This window comes from Enterobacter cloacae complex sp. P42RS (assembly GCF_014930595.1).
Classification (GTDB): domain Bacteria; phylum Pseudomonadota; class Gammaproteobacteria; order Enterobacterales; family Enterobacteriaceae; genus Enterobacter; species Enterobacter bugandensis.
Map to the genome: position 1 here is coordinate 254674 of NZ_JADBRK010000002.1, position 22360 is coordinate 277033.

Annotated in this window: 20 protein-coding genes and 1 tRNA gene; 8 read left to right on the plus strand and 13 right to left on the minus strand. The window is 59.1% G+C overall.

The annotated features are described in order from the left end of the window. Positions 1-16 precede the first annotated feature (16 nt). Positions 17-511 (plus strand): GNAT family N-acetyltransferase, encoded by a 495-nt coding sequence (locus tag IM314_RS04520; RefSeq protein WP_193358734.1) that lies wholly within the window; start codon positions 17-19, stop codon positions 509-511. Between the two features lie 64 nt (positions 512-575). Here the strand turns inward: IM314_RS04520 and rutG are convergent, their stop codons facing one another. From rutG to rutA, 7 genes are read right to left on the minus strand one after another with little or no spacing between them, the layout of a single operon-like run. Further along, positions 576-1898 (minus strand): pyrimidine utilization transport protein G, encoded by a 1323-nt coding sequence (rutG, locus tag IM314_RS04525; protein WP_193358675.1) that lies wholly within the window; start codon positions 1896-1898, stop codon positions 576-578. Positions 1899-1919: 21 nt separating this feature from the next. After that, on the minus strand, positions 1920-2411 hold the full coding sequence (gene rutF, locus IM314_RS04530) for an NADH-dependent FMN reductase RutF (protein WP_047364261.1): 492 nt from the start codon (positions 2409-2411) through the stop codon (positions 1920-1922). 12 nt (positions 2412-2423) lie between these two features. After that, entirely contained in the window at positions 2424-3014 is a 591-nt protein-coding gene (locus tag IM314_RS04535) for a malonic semialdehyde reductase (protein ID WP_041910551.1), read from the minus strand. Positions 3015-3023: 9 nt separating this feature from the next. Beyond that, positions 3024-3824, minus strand: a complete 801-nt coding sequence (gene rutD, locus IM314_RS04540) for a pyrimidine utilization protein D (protein WP_028012656.1) — start codon at positions 3822-3824, stop codon at positions 3024-3026. Positions 3825-3831: 7 nt separating this feature from the next. Then, positions 3832-4218, minus strand: coding sequence for a pyrimidine utilization protein C (gene rutC / locus IM314_RS04545; protein ID WP_193358676.1), 387 nt, complete (start codon positions 4216-4218; stop codon positions 3832-3834). A gap of 11 nt (positions 4219-4229) precedes the next feature. Further along, positions 4230-4919: a pyrimidine utilization protein B gene (gene rutB / locus IM314_RS04550; protein WP_047368263.1), complete on the minus strand. Its 690-nt coding sequence runs from the start codon at positions 4917-4919 to the stop codon at positions 4230-4232. Continuing rightward, complete coding sequence (gene rutA / locus IM314_RS04555; RefSeq protein WP_193358677.1) at positions 4919-6010, minus strand: pyrimidine utilization protein A; 1092 nt, start codon at positions 6008-6010, stop codon at positions 4919-4921. Before rutA ends, rutB begins: the two co-directional genes overlap by 1 nt. 245 nt (positions 6011-6255) lie before the next feature. Between rutA and rutR the strand changes: the two genes are divergently transcribed. Beyond that, the gene (rutR, locus tag IM314_RS04560; protein WP_153656085.1) at positions 6256-6894 is read left to right on the plus strand and encodes an HTH-type transcriptional regulator RutR; all 639 of its coding nucleotides are present in this window, start codon (positions 6256-6258) and stop codon (positions 6892-6894) included. Here rutR and IM314_RS04565 read toward each other — a convergent pair. Both IM314_RS04565 and putA read right to left on the minus strand, forming a co-directional pair. After that, positions 6891-7286 carry a lysozyme inhibitor LprI family protein gene (locus IM314_RS04565; protein WP_028012660.1) on the minus strand — a complete coding sequence of 132 codons (396 nt, stop codon included), beginning with the start codon at positions 7284-7286 and terminating at the stop codon, positions 6891-6893. The two genes, rutR and IM314_RS04565, sit on opposite strands and share 4 nt — an antisense overlap. A 51-nt stretch (positions 7287-7337) precedes the next feature. Further along, positions 7338-11300 (minus strand): trifunctional transcriptional regulator/proline dehydrogenase/L-glutamate gamma-semialdehyde dehydrogenase, encoded by a 3963-nt coding sequence (gene putA, locus IM314_RS04570; protein WP_193358678.1) that lies wholly within the window; start codon positions 11298-11300, stop codon positions 7338-7340. A gap of 422 nt (positions 11301-11722) precedes the next feature. On the opposite strand from putA, the gene putP reads away from it, so the two are divergent. Next, positions 11723-13231 carry a sodium/proline symporter PutP gene (gene putP, locus IM314_RS04575; RefSeq protein WP_041910546.1) on the plus strand — a complete coding sequence of 503 codons (1509 nt, stop codon included), beginning with the start codon at positions 11723-11725 and terminating at the stop codon, positions 13229-13231. Between the two features lie 115 nt (positions 13232-13346). Further along, complete coding sequence (locus IM314_RS04580) at positions 13347-13766, plus strand: DUF3574 domain-containing protein (RefSeq protein ID WP_041910545.1); 420 nt, start codon at positions 13347-13349, stop codon at positions 13764-13766. 48 nt (positions 13767-13814) lie between these two features. On the opposite strand, the gene IM314_RS04585 is transcribed toward IM314_RS04580, so the two are convergent. Then, complete coding sequence (locus tag IM314_RS04585; protein WP_047368266.1) at positions 13815-14999, minus strand: NupC/NupG family nucleoside CNT transporter; 1185 nt, start codon at positions 14997-14999, stop codon at positions 13815-13817. 251 nt (positions 15000-15250) lie between these two features. Between IM314_RS04585 and efeU the strand changes: the two genes are divergently transcribed. The 4 genes from efeU to phoH all read left to right on the plus strand — a co-directional run bounded on the left by efeU (position 15251) and on the right by phoH (position 19829). Further along, the gene (gene efeU, locus IM314_RS04590) at positions 15251-16084 is read left to right on the plus strand and encodes an iron uptake transporter permease EfeU (RefSeq protein WP_028012665.1); all 834 of its coding nucleotides are present in this window, start codon (positions 15251-15253) and stop codon (positions 16082-16084) included. Positions 16085-16124: 40 nt separating this feature from the next. Next, positions 16125-17252 carry an iron uptake system protein EfeO gene (gene efeO / locus IM314_RS04595; RefSeq protein WP_193358679.1) on the plus strand — a complete coding sequence of 376 codons (1128 nt, stop codon included), beginning with the start codon at positions 16125-16127 and terminating at the stop codon, positions 17250-17252. Positions 17253-17257: 5 nt separating this feature from the next. Then, the gene (efeB, locus tag IM314_RS04600) at positions 17258-18541 is read left to right on the plus strand and encodes an iron uptake transporter deferrochelatase/peroxidase subunit (protein WP_193358680.1); all 1284 of its coding nucleotides are present in this window, start codon (positions 17258-17260) and stop codon (positions 18539-18541) included. A gap of 499 nt (positions 18542-19040) precedes the next feature. Next, positions 19041-19829, plus strand: coding sequence for a phosphate starvation-inducible protein PhoH (gene phoH / locus IM314_RS04605; protein ID WP_024908976.1), 789 nt, complete (start codon positions 19041-19043; stop codon positions 19827-19829). 723 nt (positions 19830-20552) lie between these two features. Here phoH and IM314_RS04610 read toward each other — a convergent pair. The 3 genes from IM314_RS04610 to IM314_RS04620 all read right to left on the minus strand — a co-directional run bounded on the left by IM314_RS04610 (position 20553) and on the right by IM314_RS04620 (position 22336). Further along, positions 20553-20640, minus strand: a tRNA-Ser gene (locus IM314_RS04610). 137 nt (positions 20641-20777) lie between these two features. Next, the gene (locus tag IM314_RS04615; RefSeq protein WP_025755865.1) at positions 20778-21455 is read right to left on the minus strand and encodes an isochorismatase family protein; all 678 of its coding nucleotides are present in this window, start codon (positions 21453-21455) and stop codon (positions 20778-20780) included. 20 nt (positions 21456-21475) lie between these two features. Continuing rightward, the gene (locus tag IM314_RS04620; protein WP_041910542.1) at positions 21476-22336 is read right to left on the minus strand and encodes a pirin family protein; all 861 of its coding nucleotides are present in this window, start codon (positions 22334-22336) and stop codon (positions 21476-21478) included. Between the last annotated feature and the right edge of the window lie 24 nt (positions 22337-22360).

The following is a 22360-nucleotide window of genomic DNA, read 5'->3' on the forward strand; positions in this document are numbered from 1 at the left end:
AAATCTCACGATTGAAATGTTATCAGAGGGAACCGACTATGATTTCGGGGATTTTGATTGTGGTGAACCCTCGCTAAATGCTTTCCTGAGAGAATACCTGGTACGCCAGCACAATGGACGTATTCTACGAGCCTACCTGCTTAAAGAGCGCGACCATCCGCGCGTGCTGGGCTATTACACGCTATCGGGAAGTTGCTTTGAGAGAGCGATGCTTCCTTCTAAGACTCAGCAGCGTCGGATCCCTTATCTCAACGTACCCAGCGTGACGCTGGGACGTCTGGCTATTCATAAAGAACTACAGGGAAACGAGTGGGGGACAACGCTTGTTGCACACGCTATGCGGGTGGTTTACCTGGCGTCGCAGGCTGTGGGAGTACACGGAATATTTGTTGATGCCCTTAGCGAGCAGGCTAAACGATTTTATCTGAAGCTGGGGTTTATCCCGCTGGCAGGCGAAAACAGCCATTCTTTGTTCTTCCCGACAAAAGCTATCGAACGACTGTTTGAGTAGGCGTGATCGCTCCTAAGGAGCATGCAGGTCGGGTAAGGCGTAGCCGTCACCCGACATATCGATTTCACGAATCCTGATGCGCCGCGGCGGCCTGCGGCGCGGCAGCCATCCGGCGGCTCAGCAGGGCGTTAAGCAGGATCGCGCCGAAGGTCGCCGTACCAATCCCGCCAATCGTAAACCCGCCCAGCGTCAGGGCAAAATCGCCCGCGCCCAGCACCAGCGTGACGGCCACCATGATCAGGTTGCTGTTCTGGCTGAGGTCAACCCGATGCTGCACCCAAATGCGCGCCCCGGCCACGGCGATCAGCCCGAACACCACAATCGACGCGCCGCCGATGACCGGTGACGGAATGGTGTGGATCAGCGCGCCGAACTTCGGTGAGAAACCAAGAAGGATCGCCATTACCGCCGCCGCCACGAAGACCAGCGTTGAGTAGACCTTGGTCACCGCCATCACGCCGATGTTTTCCGCGTAGGTGGTCACGCCGCTGCCGCCCACGGAGCCTGAGAGCATGGTCGCCAGCCCGTCGCCGACGAACGCGCGGCCCATGTACGGATCCATGCTGCGCCCGGTCATTCCCGCGACCGCCTTCAGGTGCCCTAAGTTTTCCGCCACCAGAATCACCGCCACCGGGGCGATAAGCATCATCGCCTGCGTGTTAATGGTGGGCGAGGTCACCTGCGGCAGACCGAACCAGGCTGCCTGATGAAGCAGGGTAAAATCGACCGGCTTGCCCATGCCGAACACGTTCGCCAGCAGGGCGTAGATCAGACAGGCGACAATCAGCCCGACCAGGATCAGCAGACGCTGGATCATCCCGCGCGTAAAGACTGCCACCAGGCCGATGCATAGCACCGTGATCACCGCCATCCAGCTTTCAAACGGCGAAGCGGAGACGCTTTTCACCGCAATCGGCGCGAGGTTCAGGCCTATCGCCATCACCACCGCGCCGGTGACGACGGGGGGCATCATCCGTTCGATCCAGCGCGTGCCGATCTTCATCACAACGAGACCAATCAGGGTATAGACCAGCCCGCAGGCGATGATGCCGCCGAGGGCCACGCTCAGGTTGGGGTTGATCCCCTGGCCGTTAAAACCGGTAGTGGCGATCACCACGCCGACAAAGGCGGCGCTGGAGCCCAGGTAGCTGGGCACGCGCCCGCCGGTAACAAAAAAGAACAGCAGGGTGCCGATTCCCGACATCAGAATAGACAGGTTGGGATCGAGCCCCATCAGCATCGGCATCAATACCGTCGCGCCAAACATCGCGACTGCATGCTGGACGCCCATCACCATGGTTTGCCCGAGCGGGAGGCGTTCATCCGGCGCGACCACGCCTGCTTCAGTGGAGGTCGATTTCAACTGCCAGTGGGGAAATCCGAACATGGTCTGTCTCCTTAAAGCGCCTTAGCAGGCGGGTCGCATAAGCGCGTGGTAGCTGCGGTCAAACCACACCAGACCTTGCGGGGCGGGGTGGCGAATAATCGATACGATGTCGCAAAACAGAATGTCGTGAGTACCGACGCTGACCACCTGGCTGATGCGGCAGTCAAACGAGGCCAGCGCATCCTCCAGACGCGGGCAGCCCGTGTCGCCCGTCTGCCAGCGGGCGGCGGTAAAGCGTTCCGCCATCGGCGTTTTGCCGCCAAACAGATTGGATAAAGACTCCTGTCCGGCACTCAGGGTATTCACGCACAGGGTGCGGTTTTCGCTGAACGTGGGCCAGACCGACGCGCCGCGGTTCAGGCACACCAGCAGGGTGGGAGGGGAATCCGTGACGCTGCATACCGCGCTGGCGGTGAAGCCCGCCATCCCCGCCGGGCCGTCGGTGGTGATGATGTTGACCGCCGCGCCGACGCAGGCCATGGCGTCGCGAAAGGTTTGTTTATCCGGTGTCATCACGATCGCTCCTTACGCCAGTCCACAGGCATCGTCGAAGGTCAGGCGCGGCAGGCGCCCGTAAAGTTTGCGCGTATCGCCATAGCCAATGTTGATCAGCAGGTTGCTTTTAAGCGTTGTGCCGGTGAAAAAGGCCTCGTCGACCTTTTGTCGGTCAAAGCCCGACATCGGCCCGGTGTCCAGCCCCAGGGCGCGACAGGCGAAAATCAGATACGCGGCCTGCATTGAGCTGTTGCGAAAGGCCGTCTCTTCCGCCAGCGCGGGGCTTGCGGTAAACCAGCTTCTGGCATCGCCGTGCGGGAACAGCTCGGGCAGGCGCTCGTAGAATTCCCCGTCCCAGGCGACAATCGCTGTCACCGGGGCGGTAAGCGTTTTCTCGAGGTTGCCGCTGGAGAGCGCCGGGCGCAGCTTCTCTTTTCCCTCTGCGCTTCGCACAAAGACAATGCGCGCCGGTGAGCAGTTGGCAGACGTCGGGCCCCATTTCATCAGGTCATACATCTCGCGCAGCGTCTCGTCGCTGACCGGCATATCCAGCCAGCCGTTGTGGGTGCGAGCACCGGTGAACAGCGTTTCCAGCGCGGCGGGGGTAATGGCTTCGCTCATCAAAGCTCCTTATAAAGCGGGTTCAGGGCTGTGCAGCAGGCTGGCAAGCCCGTTCAGCAGCAGGGTGTTAAAGGTGTCCGGTTCGGTGACGTTGCAGGCATGTCCGCCCTGGCGCATGACCGTTTTGTGGGCGTGCGGGAGGGCGGCGTGCAGTTCAGCGGAACAGACGGACGGCACCAGCACGTCGTCGGCGGAACAGATAATGTGAACCGGGCAGCGAATGCGTGCGGACTGGCGGCGGAAGTCGGCTTTTTTCAGGGCGCTGAGCCTGCGCAGCAGGTTGGTTTTACCCTGGAAATGGGCCAGCGCCAGCGCTTCTTCGGCCTCCAGACGCGGCGCGCGGGCGGCCATCCAGTCTGCCGGGTAGAGAAACAGCGGCTGCGCCTCGACCCACGCCTGCGCGCCGCCGGAATGCAGCAGCCGCTCGCGAACGTCAAAACAGCGGCGGGTGTGGGCATTGAGGGTCAGCCAGCCGTTGACGCACACCAGCGCGGTGAGGGCGTCGGGCCTGTCGAGGGCCAGCTGCAGGCCGACCAGCGCGCCGAGCGCGTGCCCGACGACGCTGTAGCGCGCAATGCCTGCGTCAGCCAGCGCCTGGGCGAGCTCGTCTGCCATCTGCGCAAGGCTGTAACCCTCCGGCAGGGTGTCGGGGTTATTGCCCGTTCCCCGCTGGTCATAGCACACCACCTGATACTCCGGCTCCAGCGCGGCCTGCTGGGGCAGCCAGTAGCTGCCGCTGCCGCCGAGACCGGAAATAAAGACCACCACGGGCGCACCCTCGTATGGCGGCGGCGAGACGGAAAGTTTCATGCCTGCCTCACTTCGCGATGTGCGCAACGGTGGCGATCTCAACCAGCGCGTCCGGTTTTACCAGCCCGCACTGAATGCAGAACCGCGCCGGTTTATCGCCGGGGAAGAACTCGGCGTAGATTTCGTTAATCGCGGCGTAGTTTTTCCAGTCGGTGATAAAGATGCTGTTGAAGGTCACGTCCTCCATGGTGCCACCCGCCGTTTCGATCACGGTTTTGATCGTCTCCAGCACGTGGCGGGTTTGCGCCTTTGGGTCGTTGATAAATAGCACGTTGTTGTCTTTATCAAACGGCAGCGTGCCGGAGACATACACCACGCCGTCGGCGAGGGCGCCGGGGACGAACGGGGCGATGGGCGTGCTGGTGCCCGGCGGGATGATTACGGATTTCGGCATCGTGTGTCTCCTCAGGCGATACGGGCGAGCGGAGGATTCAGGGCGTCGCAGAAATCCGCAACGTTACTGACCCAGCCAAAAAAGGTTTCGATATTGAACAAAGCTGCCTTTTGGGCGAATTCCGGCCCGGCCTGATGGGTCGCGTCTTCCAGCACCACGCCGAAATACTCGAGGAAAAAGCCGTCGCGCAGGGTCGATTCCACGCAGACGTTGGTGGCAATGCCGGTGAACACCAGGTGGCGAATGCCCCGGCTGCGCAGCAGGCTGTCGAGCGGGGTGTTGAAAAAGCCGCTGTAGCGCGGTTTCGGCAGGACGATATCGCCCGCCTGCGGGACCAGCTCATCCACCAGCTGATAATCCCAGCCGCCTTTGGCCAGCAGCTTGCCCTGCAGTTCGGGCCGCTTGCGCATGGTTTTCAGGGCGTTCGACTTGTGGAAGTTAGGCGAGCCGGGGCCGCCGGCCTCGACGTACTGGTCATCCCAGCCGTTCTGGAACCAGATGATGAGCATTCCCGCCGCGCGCGCGGCGGCGACGGCGGTTTTGATGTTCTCGATCACCGGCCTTGTGGCGGAGACGTCGAACCCCGCCAGATCCAGATAACCGCCCTGGCTGGCATAGGCATTTTGCATGTCTACCACAATCAGCGCGCTCTGCTGCGGCGCAAAGGTGATGGCTTCCGGGCGAGCGTTTAAGGTCATCATTACGCCACCTCCTTCGTGACGGCAGGAATGTGGGCGCGGCACTGCATCAGCGGCTGGATGCGCTCGCCGAAGGTTTCCACGCCGGTGAGGAAATCATCGAAGGTCAGCAGGACGCCCTCCGCGCCGGGTACGGCTGCCACTTCGTCGAGCATCCTGGCAACGCTGGCGTACGAGCCGACCAGCGTGCCCATGTTGATATTGACCGCAGAGGTCGGGTCGGCCATCTGGCGCACGTTGGTGTCTGCGCCGGAACGGGTGTCTTTCTGGCTCTGCTCGGTAAGCCAGCTCAGGGCTTCGTCGTCAGCGCCGTCCTGATAACGTTCCCATTTGGCACGTGCGGCGTCGTCGGTTTCGTCGGCAATGACCATGAACAGCACGTACGAGCCCACGTCGCGCCCGGTTTTGTCGGCGGCCTCCTTCATGCGCGCGGCGGTCGGGGCAAAGGCGGCAGGGGTGTTAACGCCTTTGCCGAAGCAGAAGTTAAAATCAGCGTATTTCGCGGAGAATTCCATCCCCGCGTCGCTCTGCCCGGCGCAAATCACCTTCATCGGCACCGACGGCTGCGGGCTGACGCGGCAGTCGTTCATGGTAAAGAAGTCGCCTTTGAAGTCGCTTTTGCCGGTGCCCCACAGGTCGCGCAGGACCTGCACGTATTCGGTCAGGTAGTCGTAGCGACGGGAGAAGTAATCGTCGCCCGGCCAGAGTCCCATCTGCTCGTACTCCGGTTTTTGCCAGCCGGTGACCAGGTTAACGCCAAAGCGCCCGCCGGAGATGGAGTCGATGGTGGAGGCCATGCGTGCCACGATAGCTGGCGGCAGGGTGAGGGTGGCGGCGGTGGCGTAGATTTGGATCCGCGAGGTGACCGCCGCCAGTCCGGCCATCAGGGTAAAGGACTCCAGGTTGTGATCCCAGAATTCCGTTTTGCCGCCAAAGCCGCGCAGCTTGATCATCGAAAGCGCAAAGTCGAAATGGTAGTGCTCCGCCTTCTGCACGATGGCTTTGTTCAGCTCAAAGGTCGGCATGTACTGCGGTGCAGTGGTCGAGATAAGCCAGCCGTTGTTGCCGATGGGTACAAATACGCCAATTTTCATCACGAACCTCTCTTCATTACGTCGCAGGTGTAACGGTGGTTTTGCAAAGGCAATGCCAGTTTTGAAAACGCTTGTGTTATTAATGTGTTAATCAGAGGTTGGAGAATTGATGCCGTTAAATGTGGACTAAATGGTCAAAAACATTGCACAGAAAACAGGCACTCATGCGCGATGGGAGTGCAGAAGGTCGTGGCGAGGCGGGGGTTTTGCTATGCTGAGCGCAGGAAAGAAAATGGAGAGCGGAAATGACACAAGGCGCAGTGAAAACACCCGGAAAACGTTCGCAGGCGGTGAGCGCCAAGAAGCAGGCGATCCTCAGCGCCGCGCTGGAGACCTTTTCACAGTTTGGCATTCACGGCACGCGCCTTGAGCAGGTGGCGGAGCAGTCCGGGGTGTCTAAAACCAATCTGCTCTACTATTACCCGTCGAAAGAGGCGCTGTATGTGGCGGTGATGCAGCAGATCCTCGATATCTGGCTGGCGCCGCTAAAGGCATTTCGCGAAGAGCTGGCCCCGCTGGTGGCTATCGAGGAGTACATTCGCCTGAAGCTCGAGGTGTCGCGCGATTACCCGCAGGCGTCAAGGCTGTTTTGTCTTGAGATGCTGCAGGGCGCGCCGCTGCTACGGGCGGAGCTGACGGGGGATTTAAAGCAGCTGGTGGACGATAAGTCGGCGATTATCGCCGGATGGGTTGCCAGCGGAAAGCTTGCCCCGGTCGACCCGCAGCACCTGATCTTTATGATCTGGGCCGCTACCCAGCATTACGCTGACTTTGCGGCCCAGGTTGAGGCGGTGACCGGTAAAACGCTTCAGGACGAGGCGTTTTTCCAGAGCACCCTCGAAAACGTGCAGCGGATGATTATCGAAGGGATCCGCGTGCGCTAATTGCCCGGCGGGAGAGGGCAGCTTAAGTCGCCCTCTTCACACTGCATCAGCGAGGCCAGAAACGCCTCGCGCTCCACGGTTTTTTCCGCCAGGCACTGGTTAACAATCATTGGCTGGACGCTCCCGCCTTCAGTCCCCGAACCGATAAACGCGCAGTCCGCGTCGCGCAGGGTAATCCACGCCTGCTGCGCTTTTTTCAGCAGGTCGCGCTGGGGGGCCGCCGCGCGTTTGATGGCGGCCTGGTAGGTCTGGTTGAGTTTTTTATCGGCTGCCTGGTACTGCTGCGCGCTACAGGTGTTCAGTTCAAGCTGCGTAGTGGCGTTGTCGCACTCGTTGGCCAGCGCGCTGGCGCTGAGCAGCAGTGCCGCACCGGCGATAAGATATCGTTTCATATACTCCCCAATAAAATAAGGCTCCGTCTCCGGAGCCTTATTAGCACAGCGTTAGCCGATTGTCATCAGGCTGGCGTTACCGCCCGCCGCTGCGGTGTTGACGCTGAGCGAGCGCTCCACGTACAGACGCTCCAGCAGCAGGTTGGTTTCCCCGCGGGCGAAGCCCTGCACGGAAACAATCGCCCCGCTGCGGGCCGCCACCTGCTCGCACAGCTCGCGCAGCTGGTCGGAATCACCGTGGTAGATCACCGCGTCAAACGGCTGGGTCAGCAGGGCATCGGCCTTCGCAAAGCGAATGCGGGCCGAGACCGCTTTCGGCAGCTGTTTGGCGAGATCGCGATGCAGCGCATCGTCCGGCCACAGCACTTCACACCCGGTGGCCATCGCGGCGGCCAGCTGTACCAGCGCGTCCTGCTCGTTATCCGCCACGCACAGTACGCGTTCGCGCGGCATCAGCGTCCAGGTGTTGCGCTCGCCGGTTGGCCCCGGCAGCAGACGCTGGGTACCGGCCTGCGCCAGCTCGCCGTACTGCTGCGCAATCGCACGCAGCTCAGGACGTTTTTCCGCCCAGGCGATCAGCGCCTCCAGCGGCTGGGTCAGCACGGTTTTCAGCTGCGCATCCACCGGATACTCCGCATCCTGACGCGCCAGGGTGACTCCCAGTGCGTTCTCAGGACGGTTCGCCAGCAGACGATACAGGTAGAGCGGACCGCCCGCTTTCGGACCGGTGCCGGAGAGGCCTTCACCGCCGAACGGCTGCACGCCCACGACCGCGCCAACCATGTTGCGGTTAACGTACAGGTTGCCGACTTTGGCCGTGCCGGTGACCTGCGCAATGGTCTCGTCGATACGGGTATGCACGCCGAGCGTCAGGCCGTAGCCGGAGGCGTTGATCTGGTCGATAAGCGCGTTGAGGTTGTTACGGTTGTAACGCACCACGTGCAGCACCGGGCCGAAGACCTCTTTTTTCAGCTCGTCGAAGCTTGCCAGCTCAATCAGCGTAGGCGGCACGAAGGTGCCAGTCTGCCACTCGCGGGCATCTTCGCTGTTCTCGCGCACCGCCTGGAACACCGGACGGCCTTTGGCGCGCATGGCCTGAATGTGGTTTTCAATGTTGGCTTTGGCTTCGGCGTCGATCACCGGCCCGATGTCGGTGGTGAGACGGCCCGGGTTGCCCATGCGGCATTCCGCCATCGCGCCGCGCAGCATCTTCAGCGTGTGGTCAGCCACGTCATCCTGTAAGCACAGCACGCGCAGGGCGGAGCAGCGCTGGCCCGCGCTGTCGAAGGCGGAGGCCAGCACGTCAACGACGACCTGCTCGGTGAGGGCGGAGGAGTCCACAATCATGGCGTTCATGCCGCCGGTTTCGGCGATAAGTGGGGTAGGACGGCCCTGCGCATCCAGACGGGTGGCGATGTTGCGTTGCAGCAGGGAGGCCACTTCGGTCGAACCGGTAAACATCACGCCGCGCACGCGGTTATCGGAGGTCAGTCTGGCCCCGACCGTTTCACCGCGCCCTGGCAGCAGCTGCACCACGCCCGCCGGTACGCCCGCTTCCAGCAGAATGTTAATGCCCTGGGCGGCAATCAGCGGGGTCTGCTCTGCCGGTTTCGCCAGCACGCTGTTGCCTGCGGCCAGCGCCGCGGCAATCTGGCCGGTGAAAATCGCCAGCGGGAAGTTCCACGGGCTGATACACACCACCGGGCCGAGCGGACGGTGGGTTTCGTTGTCGAAATCATCGCGCACCTGACCGGCGTAGTAGTGCAGGAAGTCGACCGCCTCGCGCACTTCGGCGATGGCGTTGCTGAAGGTTTTCCCCGCCTCACGCACCAGAATGCCGATGAGCGACTGCATCTGATCTTCCATCAGCACCGCGGCACGTTCCAGAATGGCGGCACGCTCCTGCGGCGGGGTGGCAAACCAGATTGGCGCGTTGTTCACCGCGCTCTCCAGCGCCTGTTCCACTTCCGCTTCGGTTGCTTCACGCGCGTAGCCGACGATGTCCTTCGGCTCTGCCGGGTTGATCACCGGCTGCATTTCACCGTCCTCAACGGACTGCTCAAGGATCGGTTTAGCCTGCCACTTCTGCAATGCGCTGTTGAGCAGGGCAGAGGAGAGCGACGCCAGACGGTGTTCGTTCGCCAGATCCAGCCCCGCCGAGTTGACGCGGCCCTTGCCGTACAGCTCGCGCGGCAGGGCAATCTTCGGATGCGGCAGGCCAATCTGGCCTTCCTGCGCCGCCATCTTCTCAACGGCCTGCACCGGGTCGGCCACCAGTTCGTCCAGCGGCAGGGTAGTATCGGCGATGCGGTTAACGAAGGAGGTGTTCGCCCCGTTCTCCAGCAGACGACGCACCAGGTACGCCAGCAGGGTTTCGTGGGTCCCTACCGGGGCATAAATACGGCACGGACGGTTCAGCTTGCCGTCGGCCACTTTACCGGTCACCTGCTCGTACAGCGGTTCGCCCATGCCGTGCAGACACTGGAACTCGTACTGGCCCGGATAGTAGTTCTGACCCGCCAGGCTGTAGATCGCGGCAAGAGTGTGGGCGTTGTGGGTGGCGAACTGCGGATAAATCAGGTTCGGCACGCCGAGCAGTTTTTTCGCGCAGGCCAGGTAAGAGACGTCGGTGTAGACCTTGCGGGTATAGACCGGATAGCCTTCCAGACCTTCCATCTGAGCGCGTTTGATTTCGCTGTCCCAGTAGGCGCCTTTCACCAGACGGATCATCAGGCGACGGCGGCTGCGGCTGGCCAGGTCAATCAGGTAGTCAATGACGAACGGACAGCGCTTCTGGTAGGCCTGGATAACGAAGCCAATCCCGTTCCAGCCCGCCAGCTCCGGCTCGAAGCACAATTTTTCCAGCAGATCGAGGGAGATCTCCAGACGGTCAGCCTCTTCGGCGTCGATGTTGATGCCGATGTCATACTGGCGCGCCAGCAGGGTCAGGGACTTCAGGCGCGGATAGAGCTCTTCCATCACCCGGTCATACTGCGCGCGGCTGTAGCGCGGGTGCAGGGCGGAGAGCTTAATAGAGATGCCCGGACCTTCATAAATACCGCGACCGTTGGACGCTTTACCGATGGCGTGGATCGCCTGCTGGTAAGAGACCATGTAGGCCTGCGCGTCGGCGGCGGTGAGCGCCGCTTCGCCCAGCATGTCATAGGAGTAGCGGAAACCTTTGTCTTCCAGCTTGCGGGCATTCGCCAGCGCTTCGGCAATGGTTTCCCCGGTGACGAATTGCTCGCCCATCAGGCGCATCGCCATGTCCACGCCCTTGCGGATCAGCGGCTCGCCGCTCTTGCCGATAATGCGGTTCAGAGAGCGTGACAGGTTAGCTTCGTTATGGGTGGAGACCAGCTTGCCGGTAAACAGCAGACCCCAGGTGGCGGCGTTGACGAACAGCGACGGGCTGCGGCCAATGTGGGAGTGCCAGTTGCCGTTGCTGATCTTGTCGCGGATCAGCGCGTCGCGGGTAGCTTTATCCGGAATACGCAGCAGCGCTTCCGCCAGGCACATCAGCGCCACGCCCTCCTGTGAGGAGAGGGAGAACTCCTGCAACAGGCCCTGCACCATCCCGGCGCGGCCGGAGGCGGTTTTCTGGTTACGCAGCTTGTCGGCGAGCTGATACGCCAGGCTGTGCGCCTGAGCGGCAACGGCTTCCGGCAGGCGGGCCTGCTCCAGCAGCATCGGCACGGCGTCGGTTTCGGCACGGCGGTAGGCGCCGGTAATGGCGGCGCGGCTGACGGACTGCGGCAGGATCTGCTCGGCAAATTCCAGGAACGGCTGGTGGTTCTCTTCCACAGTCGTCGCGGCCTCTTCGCTTTCGTTCGCTGCGCCTGCCAGCAGGGCAGGCAGCTCCGGCAGGTCGTCTTCACTCTCCAGCCTTTCCAGATAGTTAAAAATCGCCTGCTTGATTAACCAGTGCGGTGTGCGGTCAATGCGGGTTGCTGCGGTCTTAATCCGTTCGCGGGTCGCGTCATCCAGCTTAACCCCCATGGTGGTCATCCCCATGCCAAAACTCCTGTTGTTCTGTAATAGCGTTCTGTTGATAGCGTGAAATATCCACCATGTTGCAACTTTGTGCAACCGTGTTAAATGTGACCTGGTTTGCAAGCTAGAAAATGAATGGATTGTTAACGAATAGTTAGCTGGAAAAAAGCGCTGGCTTCTGCATGCGAAGCCTGTTTTTATGCGGTGCTTAACACTTTTCAAAGGTGCAACCCATATAAATGTGAGCGAGTGCAACCTATAGGAAAGACGTATAAAACCAGGGATGAAATTCATGTAAATGCAGTGTTAAATCGTTTGTCAGTGGGGAGCGTATACGGCAGGATAGCGCGCCCAACGGAAACACATACACACATCACTACGTTCCGGTGATGACATAACAAGGCAACCCGGACGGTTGTCGCTCGACATTTTGGAGAATTTGAATGGCTATTAGCACACCGATGCTGGTGACATTTCTCGTTTATATTTTTGGCATGATCCTGATAGGGTTTTTGGCATGGCGTTCCACTAAAAACTTTGACGACTACATCCTTGGCGGGCGCAGCTTAGGCCCAATGGTCACCGCGCTCTCTGCGGGCGCATCCGACATGAGCGGCTGGCTGCTGATGGGGCTGCCGGGCGCGATTTTCATCTCTGGTATTTCCGAAAGCTGGATTGCCATCGGCCTGACCGTCGGCGCGTGGATCAACTGGAAGCTGGTGGCAGGCCGTCTGCGCGTGCATACCGAAGCCAACAACAACGCCCTGACGCTGCCGGACTACTTCACCGGACGCTTTGAAGATAACAGCCGCATTCTGCGCATTATCTCCGCGGTGGTGATCCTGCTGTTCTTCACCATCTACTGCGCCTCCGGCATCGTGGCGGGTGCGCGCCTGTTCGAAAGCACCTTCGGCATGAGCTATGAAACCGCCCTGTGGGCCGGTGCCGCGGCAACCATCCTCTATACCTTCGTGGGCGGCTTCCTGGCCGTCAGCTGGACCGACACCGTGCAGGCGAGCCTGATGATTTTCGCCCTGATCCTGACCCCGGTGATTGTGATTTTCACCGTCGGCGGCTTTGGCGAATCGCTGGAAGTGATCAAGCAGAAGAGCATTGAAAACGTCGACATGCTGAAAGGGCTGAACTTCGTTGCCATCGTTTCCCTGATGGGCTGGGGCCTGGGCTACTTCGGTCAGCCGCACATTCTGGCGCGCTTTATGGCGGCGGATTCTCACCACACCATCGTTCACGCGCGTCGCATCAGCATGACGTGGATGATCCTGTGTCTGGCGGGCGCGTGTGCGGTCGGCTTCTTCGGTATCGCCTACTTCAGCAATAACCCGGCGCAGGCGGGCGCGGTGAACCAGAACGCCGAGCGCGTGTTCATCGAGCTGGCGCAGATCCTGTTTAACCCGTGGATTGCCGGTATTTTGCTCTCCGCGATCCTGGCGGCGGTGATGTCCACCCTGAGCTGTCAGCTGCTGGTTTGCTCCAGTGCAATCACCGAAGATCTCTACAAGGCCTTCCTGCGTAAAAATGCGAGCCAGAAAGAGCTGGTGTGGGTAGGGCGCTTTATGGTGCTGGTGGTGGCGCTGGTAGCCATTGCGCTGGCAGCCAACCCGGAAAACCGCGTGCTGGGTCTCGTGAGCTACGCGTGGGCGGGCTTCGGTGCCGCGTTTGGGCCGGTGGTGCTGTTCTCCGTCATGTGGTCACGCATGACCCGCAACGGCGCGCTGGCGGGGATGATCATCGGTGCGGTGACCGTCATCGTCTGGAAGCAGTTCGCGTGGCTGGGCCTGTACGAAATCATTCCGGGCTTCATCTTCGGCAGCATCGGTATTGTGGTGTTCAGCCTGCTGGGTAAAGCCCCGTCTGCCTCTATGCAGAAGCGCTTTGCGGAAGCGGATGCGCACTACCACACTGCGCCGCCGACTAAGCTTCAGGCAGAATAATTTTCCCACGTAACACCGTAGGCCGGGTAAGCGCAAGCGCACCCGGCTTTTTTCTTGCCAAAATTCGTATTTTCCTGTGATATCCATGTGTTTATAACAATGAGGATAGCGATACATGACCATCAAAACAGGGGTAATGGCAGCGGCATTATTGATGCTGGCGGGCTGCAACGCGCCATCGCAACATGCGGCGGTAGAGACCTGCAAAGCGGATAACCAGATGCAGCAGACCACGCTCTATTTTGGCTTGAATCGCCCGGCAGGGGCGCAGATTACCAGCAGCGAGTGGCAGCAGTTTGTTGACCAGGACGTGACGCCGCGTTTTCGCGATGGCTTAACGGTGTTTGATGCGCGCGGGCAGTGGCTGGGGAACGACGGGAAAGTGGCGCGTGAACCGAGCAAGGCGCTGATGCTCATCCACGGTAAAGACGCGCAGAGCGAGAAGAACATCGAAGCGTTGCGCGGGATCTATAAGTCTCGTTTCGCGCAGGAATCGGTGATGCGGGTCGACCAGCCGGTGTGCGTACAGTTTTAATAAAAAGCGGCGGGATAACCCGCCGTTGTTGTTTTGTAGCAAAGCTATTTACAGCACTAATCCCGCAAAGCTCGCCGACAGCAGGCTCACCAGCGTCGCACCGTATACCAGGCGCAGACCAAACCGCGACACCACGTTGCCCTGCTGCTCGTTAAGCCCCTTAATCGCCCCGGCGACGATGCCGATGGAGGCGAAGTTGGCAAACGACACCAGGAAGACGGACAATATACCCAGCCCGCGCGGTGACATTTCATGAGCAATTTTTTGCAGCTCAATCATCGCTACAAATTCATTCGCCACCAGCTTGGTTGCCATAATGCTGCCCGCGTTTAACGCATCGCTGAGTGGAATCCCGATAAGCCACGCCAGCGGATAAAACACATAGCCCAGGATCTGCTGGAAGCTCATGCCGAATACGCTGGAGAAGAGGGCGTTAACGGCGCTGATGAGGGCGATAAAGCCAATCAGCATCGCCAGAATAATCATCGCCACCTTAAAACCGGCCAGAATATACTCGCCCAGCATTTCAAAGAAGCTCTGGGATTCGTGCAGTTTTTCCAGCTTGATATCCGGCTCGGCTTCCGGACGCACCGGGTTAATGACCGAGAGAATAATAAAGGTGCTGAACATGTTCAGGATCAGCGCGGCAACGACAAATTTGGCGTCGAGCATGGTCATATAGGCACCGACAATCGACAGGGAGACCGTCGACATGGCCGTGGCCGCCATGGTGAACAGACGACGCGAGGAGAGATCCCCCAGCACGCCTTTATAGGCAATGAAGTTTTCCGACTGGCCGAGGATCAGCGAGCTCACCGCGTTGAACGATTCCAGCTTGCCCATGCCGTTCAGTTTTGACAGCAGCGTCCCGATGATTCGAATAAAAATCGGCAGGATCCGCCAGTGCTGGAGAATACCAATCAGTGCGGAAATAAAAATAATCGGACACAGCACGCCGAGGAAAATAAACGCCAGCCCTTTTTCTCCCATTCCGCCAAAGACGAAATTCGTCCCTTCCGAGGCAAATTTCAGCAGTGACTCAAAGAAGCCGGAAACGTATTTAATCAGGAATAGCCCGCTTTCGGCGTGCAGGAAAAAGAACGCCAGGGCAATTTCAATAACAATCAGCTGTAAAACATAACGAATGCGAATTTTTCGGCGGTCGAAACTCACCAGCCAGGCAAGCGCAAGAATAATCACCAGCGCCAGCAGGAAATGGACAATCTTAAACATGGGATATTTTCGGTTGGTTTTTGAGGCGGATATTTAGCCACAGCACTGGTTAACCGTAAATGGGCATTTTTATTATAACTTATAAACTTATCGGTAACGGCGGCAACTATTAACAGGCTTTGCGTTTACAACTCGTCATCAAATCACCACACATTTCGCTTGTGTTTCCTTTCGCCGTAATGATAATCACTATCACAAGAATTTACTTTTCTTTGCATCAGTTGACCGCGATAAACATTTAAGGTGTCGGCATGTTTGTTCCATTTCTCATTATGTTACGTGAAGGCCTTGAAGCGGCCCTGATTGTCAGCCTTATCGCCAGCTATCTGAAGCGCACCCAGCGTGGGCGCTGGATTGGCGTGATGTGGGTTGGCGTCTTCCTTGCCGCGGCGCTCTGCCTGGGCTTAGGTATCCTCATCAATGAAACCACCGGCGAATTCCCGCAGAAAGAGCAGGAGCTGTTTGAAGGTATCGTCGCCGTGATTGCGGTGTTCATCCTGACGTGGATGGTCTTCTGGATGCGCAAAGTTTCCCGCAACGTCAAGGTGCAGCTGGAGCAGGCGGTGGATAACGCCCTGCAGAAGGGGAATCACCACGGCTGGGCGCTGATCATGATGGTCTTTTTCGCCGTGGCGCGCGAGGGTCTGGAATCGGTTTTCTTCCTGCTGGCGGCATTCCAGCAGGACGTGGGCATCTGGCCGCCGCTGGGCGCCATGCTCGGTCTGGCAACGGCGGTGGTGCTGGGCTTTCTGCTCTACTGGGGCGGCATTCGCCTCAACCTGGGCGCCTTCTTTAAGTGGACCAGCCTGTTCATTCTGCTGGTGGCCGCGGGGCTGGCGGCAGGAGCGATCCGCGCCTTCCACGAGGCGGGCCTGTGGAACCACTTCCAGGACGTGGCGTTCGATCTTAGCAACGTTCTCTCCACCCATTCACTGACCGGCACCCTGCTCGAAGGCATCTTCGGCTACCAGGAAACGCCGAGCGTCAGCGAAGTGGCGATGTACTTTATCTATCTGGTTCCGGCGCTGGTGCTGTTCGCGATGCCGCCGCGTACCGGCTCGCAGGCGTCGCGCGTTGCGCCGTAATTATTGTTTTAGTTACAACATACTTTTTAAGGGAAGAGTCATGGCAATTCAGTTTCGTCGTAGTGCATTGTGCGCAGGCATTGCCGCGCTGTTCGCTTCTGCATTCGCTGCGCAGGCTGCGGATATTCCGCAGGTAAAAGTCACCGTTAACGATAAGCAGTGTGAGCCGATGACCATCACGGTTAACAGCGGTAAAACCCAGTTTATCATTCAGAACCACAGCCAGAAGGCGCTGGAGTGGGAGATCCTCAAAGGCGTGATGGTGGTGGAAGAGCGCGAGAACATCGCGCCGGGCTTCAGCCAGAAGATGACCGCCAACCTGCAGCCGGGTGAATACGACATGACCTGCGGCCTGCTGACCAACCCTAAAGGCAAGCTTATCGTCAAAGGTGCAGCGACGGCGGACGCGGCCAAAGGCACGGCCCTGCTGAGCCTGGGCGACGCCATCACCGCCTATAAAGCCTACGTCACCAAAGAGACGGCGGACCTGGTCACGGGCACCAAAGCCTTCACCGACGCCGTGAAAGCGGGCGATATCGAAAAAGCGAAATCCCTGTACGCGCCAACCCGTCAGCACTACGAGCGCATCGAGCCGATTGCCGAGCTGTTCTCTGACCTCGACGGCAGCATTGATGCCCGCGAAGATGACTACGAGCAGAAGGCCGCCGATCCGAAATTCACCGGCTTCCACCGTCTGGAAAAAGCCCTGTTTGGCGATAACTCCACCAAAGGAATGGAGAAATACGCCGGGCAGTTGAACACCGACGTGCTGGAGCTGCAAAAGCGCATCAGCGAGCTTGCCTTCCCGCCGTCGAAGGTGGTGGGCGGCGCGGCCGGTCTGATTGAAGAAGTGGCCGCGAGCAAAATCAGCGGTGAAGAAGATCGCTACAGCCATACCGACCTGTGGGACTTCCAGGCCAACGTCGACGGTGCGCAGAAGATTGTCGAGCTGCTGCGTCCTCAGCTTCAGAAAGAGAACGGTGAACTGCTGGCGAAAGTAGATGCCAACTTCAAAAAGGTCGATACCATCCTGGCGAAGTACCGTACCACAGACGGGTTCGAAACCTACGACAAGCTGACCGACGCCGACCGTAACGCGCTGAAAGGCCCGATTACGACGCTGGCGGAAGATCTCTCCCTGCTGCGCGGCGTACTGGGTCTGGACTAAGCACGATGAACAAGCACGAAGAATTCGACGTGGCGGAACCTTCCCGACGTCGTTTGTTAAAAGGGGTAGGGGCACTGGGCGGCGCGTTTGCCCTGGCGGGGGGTTGCCCGGTGGCGCATGCGGCGAAACCGCAGAGCGCGCCCGGTACGCTCTCGCCGGATGCCCGGATGGAGACCCAGCCGTTTTATGGCGCGCACCAGGCGGGTATTCTCACGCCGCAGCAGGCTTCCATGATGCTGGTGGCCTTTGATTCGCTGGCCAGCGATAAGGCGGATCTGGAGCGTCTGTTCCGCCTGCTGACGGCGCGCATCGCGTTTCTTACCGCGGGCGGGCCGGCACCGGATACGCCGAACCCGCGCCTGCCGCCGATGGATTCCGGTATCCTCGGGGCGTTTATCGCGCCGGATAACCTGACCATTACCGTGTCGGTAGGGGAGTCGCTGTTTGACGGCCGCTACGGCCTGGCAAAACAGAAGCCGAACGCGCTGCAGAAGATGACGCGCTTCCCGAATGACTCCCTCGACGCGGCGCTGTGCCACGGCGATCTGCTCCTGCAGATTTGTGCCAATACTCAGGACACGGTGATCCACGCCCTGCGCGATATCATCAAGCACACGCCGGATCTGCTGAGCGTGCGCTGGAAGCGGGAAGGGTTTATCTCTGACCACGCCGCCCGCAGCAAAGGCAAAGAGACGCCGGTTAACCTGCTGGGCTTTAAGGACGGCACGGCCAACCCGGACAGCAGCGATGCGGCGCTGATGAAAGACGTGGTGTGGGTGACGGCAGATCAGGGGGAACCCGCATGGGCGGTGGGCGGCAGCTACCAGGCTGTGCGCATTATTCAGTTCCACGTGGAGTTCTGGGACCGCACGCCGTTGAAAGAGCAGCAGACGATTTTTGGCCGCGACAAGCAGAGCGGGGCGCCGCTGGGCATGAAGCACGAGCATGATGTGCCGGACTACGCGAACGACCCGGATGGCGGCGTTATCGCGCTCGACAGCCATATTCGCCTTGCCAACCCGCGCACCAAAGAGACGCAGTCCAGCCTGATGATGCGCCGTGGCTACAGCTATTCGCTGGGCGTGACCAATTCCGGCCAGCTTGATATGGGGCTGCTGTTCGTCTGCTATCAGCACGATCTGGAGAAAGGCTTCCTGACCGTGCAGAAGCGGTTAAACGGCGAAGCGCTGGAAGAGTACATTAAGCCCATCGGCGGCGGCTATTTCTTTGCCCTGCCCGGCGCGCGCGATGCTGGCGCGTATCTCGCACAAGGTCTGATGGAAGCCTGATAATCGTCCCTGCGATAGTTCGCGGGGACATTATTTTTTCATATGACTATCTTATTGTTATATTTCTGTAATATTCATATATAAGACTGATTCCGCTGCAGGAACAGTCTTAAAAGTTGCATTCAGGTAAAATAAATGTTGCATTTATGATAACTCCTGATGTACTTAAGATAAGACAGCGGTAGTTCCCGGCAGTGATGCTGAATCACTATGGAGATCGCGAATGGTTGCGTCCTGTACTGGACAAGGTAAACATAACAACCGCAGCACCCGGCGCGGAGGCTCAGACTCCGGCAGCGATTTCCTCACCACTAAATTCTCCCCCACACCTCAAGAATCTGATTCGACCGACGTGCAGACCGGTGCGCGTAGCCGTTCTGTATCGTCATCTGATAAAGCAAGCAATGGCTTACAAGGAAGCCAACCCTCTGATGTTCGTGCGCATAATCGTGCCGAAGCTGGCGCGTGTGATGAATACCAACAACTCAAGGTGCTATCCATGGGAAGACAAAAAGCAGTGATCAAAGCTCGTCGCGAAGCAAAACGTGTGCTGAGACGGGACTCACGTAGCCATAAACAGCGTGAAGAAGAATCGGTCACCTCGCTTGTGCAGATGAGTGGCGTAGAAGCAATTGGCATGGCCAGAGACAGCCGTGATAATTCTCCAATTGTGGCGCGCAATGAGGCTCAGGCGCACTACCTGAATGCTATCGAGAGTAAACAGCTCATCTTTGCAACCGGTGAAGCCGGATGCGGGAAAACCTGGATCAGTGCAGCCAAAGCAGCGGAAGCACTAATCCATAAGGACGTGGAGCGCATTATTGTTACCCGTCCTGTACTGCAAGCTGATGAAGATCTCGGCTTCCTGCCCGGCGATATTTCGGAGAAGTTTGCTCCGTACTTCAGGCCCGTCTATGACGTGCTGGTGAAGCGACTGGGTGCATCCTTTATGCAGTACTGCCTGCGACCAGAGATTGGCAAGGTGGAAATCGCGCCGTTCGCCTATATGCGCGGACGTACATTTGAAAATGCGGTCGTTATTCTTGACGAGGCTCAGAACGTGACCGCTGCGCAAATGAAGATGTTTTTAACGCGCCTCGGGGAGAACGTGACGGTTATCGTCAACGGCGATATTACCCAGTGTGACCTGCCGTCGGGCGTGAAGTCCGGACTGAGCGACGCCATGTCACGTTTTGAGGAAGATGAGATGATTGGGGTGGTTCGATTCACCAAAGAGGACTGCGTGCGCTCGGCGCTCTGTCAGCGCACGCTGCAAGCGTATTACTGAGTTTGCTGTTGTGTTCAAGGCCCGGGAAACCGGGCTTTGTTTTATGTGCATTTTATTCCCTCTCGCCTGGGGGTGAGAGATCCCCAGTAATTTTTAAGCAGAAGCATTAACGTTGTTTCAGAACGATTTAAGGCTTTCAGCGATGCTCTGGTCCGGCTGTAAATCGCTGAGGCGTTTCCTGCAGGCCGGGGCGAGGCGCAGGGATGCGCCGAGAGGGCGGGCTTTACAGGGACGTTACCTCCGCCCGTACCCGATAAGCCGGAAGGAATAAGCCGAGGGCACCGCGAAGCGGCGATTTACCGCCGGGAGCCCGGGTCGCCAGGGTGGTGGCGATTGAGCCACCCTGGCACGTTCACCGGTCATGTCGTTACAGAGTAGCAGGGAACATAAAGTGAACGGAATGACCACCACAGCCGTATGTTTCCCTCACCCTAACCCTCTCCCCAAAGGGGCGAGGGGATTGTTCAGTGCTAGCATTAATTTGTGGGGAACCCTCAGCTCCTGGGGAGAAGGTTAGGGTCTCAGGCCGCACCGAGTTGCATATGGCTACGGGGGGGATTGACTCGCTTCGCTCGCCCTGCGGGCAGCCTGTTCGCTGCGCTCTCAGTCTGTCCAACTGGCTTTCGCCAGTTGTCGAACCCCGGTCGGGGGTTCTCATCCCCCCCTTACGGAGAATATAAAAGAAAAAAGCCCGTACTTTCGTACGAGCTCTTATCTCAAATATGGCGGTGAGGGGGGGATTCGAACCCCCGATACGTTGCCGTATACACACTTTCCAGGCGTGCTCCTTCAGCCACTCGGACACCTCACCATATTGTTTTGCTGCCTGACCGCTTGGGGGGCAACGGGGCGCTACTATAGGGAGTTGCGCGAAAGCGGTCAAGCAGATTTTCTGCATTCGTGCTTGTTCGGTTAAGCCTTAATCAGCTTATGTCGTACAGCGCAGGATTAACGCTGCGAATCGAGCACTTCGCTGTTTTTCACCACCTCCTGCGCTTTGCCGTAGCTTTCGATCAGCAGCTGGTAGGCCGGGAAGATGTGGGTGTATACCTCAGCCCATTCAGCCGCATCTTCACGGTTCCAGGTTCGCTGGATCTCAGAGGCCACAGCGGCGGTATCCATCGGCACCACGCCTGCCTGGACCACGCGGGCCAGGGTGATCTCCTGCGCCATTTTGCTGTAGGTGCCGGAGGCATCAATCACCGCAAACACTTTATATCCGTCCGCCACCGCGCTGATGGACGGGAAGGCCATGCAGACGCTGGTGATCGTGCCTGCAATAATTAACGTCTTGCGACCGGTAGCTTTTACCGCCGCCACGAATTCCGGGTTATCCCAGGCGTTGATCTCACCTTTGCGGGCCACATACTGCGCATGCGGCGCGTTGGCGTGGATCTCCGGGATAAGCGGGCCGTTCGGTCCCTGTGGAACGGAGGCGGTGGTGATCACCGGGATCTTCGCCAGCGTGGCGATCTTTGCCAGCGCCGCCGCACGGGCGCGCAGCTCCGGCATGGGCATGTCGCCGACGGTCTGGAACAGCCCGCTCTGGTGGTCGATAAGCAGCATGACGGCATCATTTACGTCAATGACGGGACGTGCACCGTTGAAGTTTGCAGGGGTAGACATATTGCGCTCCTTAATTACGTTCAGATCTGGCCAAAGCGGCCGGAGTTGAAATCACGGATGGCTTCCGCGATCTCGGTTTTACTGTTCATCACAAACGGGCCGTAGCCCACAATCGGTTCATTCAGCGGCTCACCGGCCATCAGCAGCAATTTCGCGTCGCTGTTCGCTTCCAGATGCAGCTTTTCACCGCTCTGACTTAGCACAACCAGCTGCGCTTCACCCGCTGGCGTGGTGCCGTTCACCGTTACGCTGCCCTCAAGTACCACCAGCGCCGTGCTCCAGCCTTCGGGCTGGTTGAGCGTCAGATGGCTGCCCTGGTTAAGCGCGATGTCCCAGACGTTCAGCGGTGAGAAGGTATGGGCCGGGCCCGTCACGTCCTCATGGCGACCGGCGATGACCCGCAGCGTGCCGCTGTTATCCGGCAGCGTGACCACCGGGATATCCGCTTTGGTGATGCTCTGGTAGCCGGGCGTCGCCATTTTGTCTTTGGCGGGCAGGTTGACCCACAGCTGCATCATTTTTAGTTCACCGCCTTTCTGCGCGAAGGCGCTGGAGTGGAACTCCTCGTGCAGGATGCCTGCGCCCGCCGTCATCCACTGCACGTCGCCGGGGCCAATAACGCCGCCTCTGCCGGTGGAGTCGCGATGCTCCACTTCGCCGGCGTAAACGATGGTCACCGTTTCAAAGCCGCGATGAGGATGCTCGCCCACGCCGCGTTTCGCGCCGTCCGCCGGGAAGGTGTACGGTCCGGCATAGTCCAGCAGCAGAAACGGGCTCAGCGGCTCGCCGTGCGTCTGGTAAGAAAACATTGAACGAACCGGGAAACCGTCACCGACCCAGTGCGGACGAGGTGCGGTATAAACGCCTGTTACGTTTTTCATGATGTACTCCTGATGTTCTGTTGA

Excerpts from the sequence above, each read along its gene's own strand:
- IM314_RS04520 (WP_193358734.1), top strand. The coding sequence starts at position 17 with ATGTTATCAGAGGGAACCGACTATGATTTCGGGGATTTTGATTGTGGT.
- rutG (WP_193358675.1), bottom strand. The coding sequence starts at position 1,898 with ATGTTCGGATTTCCCCACTGGCAGTTGAAATCGACCTCCACTGAAGCA.
- rutF (WP_047364261.1), bottom strand. The coding sequence starts at position 2,411 with ATGACACCGGATAAACAAACCTTTCGCGACGCCATGGCCTGCGTCGGC.
- IM314_RS04535 (WP_041910551.1), bottom strand. The coding sequence starts at position 3,014 with ATGAGCGAAGCCATTACCCCCGCCGCGCTGGAAACGCTGTTCACCGGT.
- rutD (WP_028012656.1), bottom strand. The coding sequence starts at position 3,824 with ATGAAACTTTCCGTCTCGCCGCCGCCATACGAGGGTGCGCCCGTGGTG.
- rutC (WP_193358676.1), bottom strand. The coding sequence starts at position 4,218 with ATGCCGAAATCCGTAATCATCCCGCCGGGCACCAGCACGCCCATCGCC.
- rutB (WP_047368263.1), bottom strand. The coding sequence starts at position 4,919 with ATGATGACCTTAAACGCTCGCCCGGAAGCCATCACCTTTGCGCCGCAG.
- rutA (WP_193358677.1), bottom strand. The coding sequence starts at position 6,010 with ATGAAAATTGGCGTATTTGTACCCATCGGCAACAACGGCTGGCTTATC.
- rutR (WP_153656085.1), top strand. The coding sequence starts at position 6,256 with ATGACACAAGGCGCAGTGAAAACACCCGGAAAACGTTCGCAGGCGGTG.
- IM314_RS04565 (WP_028012660.1), bottom strand. The coding sequence starts at position 7,286 with ATGAAACGATATCTTATCGCCGGTGCGGCACTGCTGCTCAGCGCCAGC.
- putA (WP_193358678.1), bottom strand. The coding sequence starts at position 11,300 with ATGGGGATGACCACCATGGGGGTTAAGCTGGATGACGCGACCCGCGAA.
- putP (WP_041910546.1), top strand. The coding sequence starts at position 11,723 with ATGGCTATTAGCACACCGATGCTGGTGACATTTCTCGTTTATATTTTT.
- IM314_RS04580 (WP_041910545.1), top strand. The coding sequence starts at position 13,347 with ATGACCATCAAAACAGGGGTAATGGCAGCGGCATTATTGATGCTGGCG.
- IM314_RS04585 (WP_047368266.1), bottom strand. The coding sequence starts at position 14,999 with ATGTTTAAGATTGTCCATTTCCTGCTGGCGCTGGTGATTATTCTTGCG.
- efeU (WP_028012665.1), top strand. The coding sequence starts at position 15,251 with ATGTTTGTTCCATTTCTCATTATGTTACGTGAAGGCCTTGAAGCGGCC.
- efeO (WP_193358679.1), top strand. The coding sequence starts at position 16,125 with ATGGCAATTCAGTTTCGTCGTAGTGCATTGTGCGCAGGCATTGCCGCG.
- efeB (WP_193358680.1), top strand. The coding sequence starts at position 17,258 with ATGAACAAGCACGAAGAATTCGACGTGGCGGAACCTTCCCGACGTCGT.
- phoH (WP_024908976.1), top strand. The coding sequence starts at position 19,041 with ATGGGAAGACAAAAAGCAGTGATCAAAGCTCGTCGCGAAGCAAAACGT.
- IM314_RS04615 (WP_025755865.1), bottom strand. The coding sequence starts at position 21,455 with ATGTCTACCCCTGCAAACTTCAACGGTGCACGTCCCGTCATTGACGTA.
- IM314_RS04620 (WP_041910542.1), bottom strand. The coding sequence starts at position 22,336 with ATGAAAAACGTAACAGGCGTTTATACCGCACCTCGTCCGCACTGGGTC.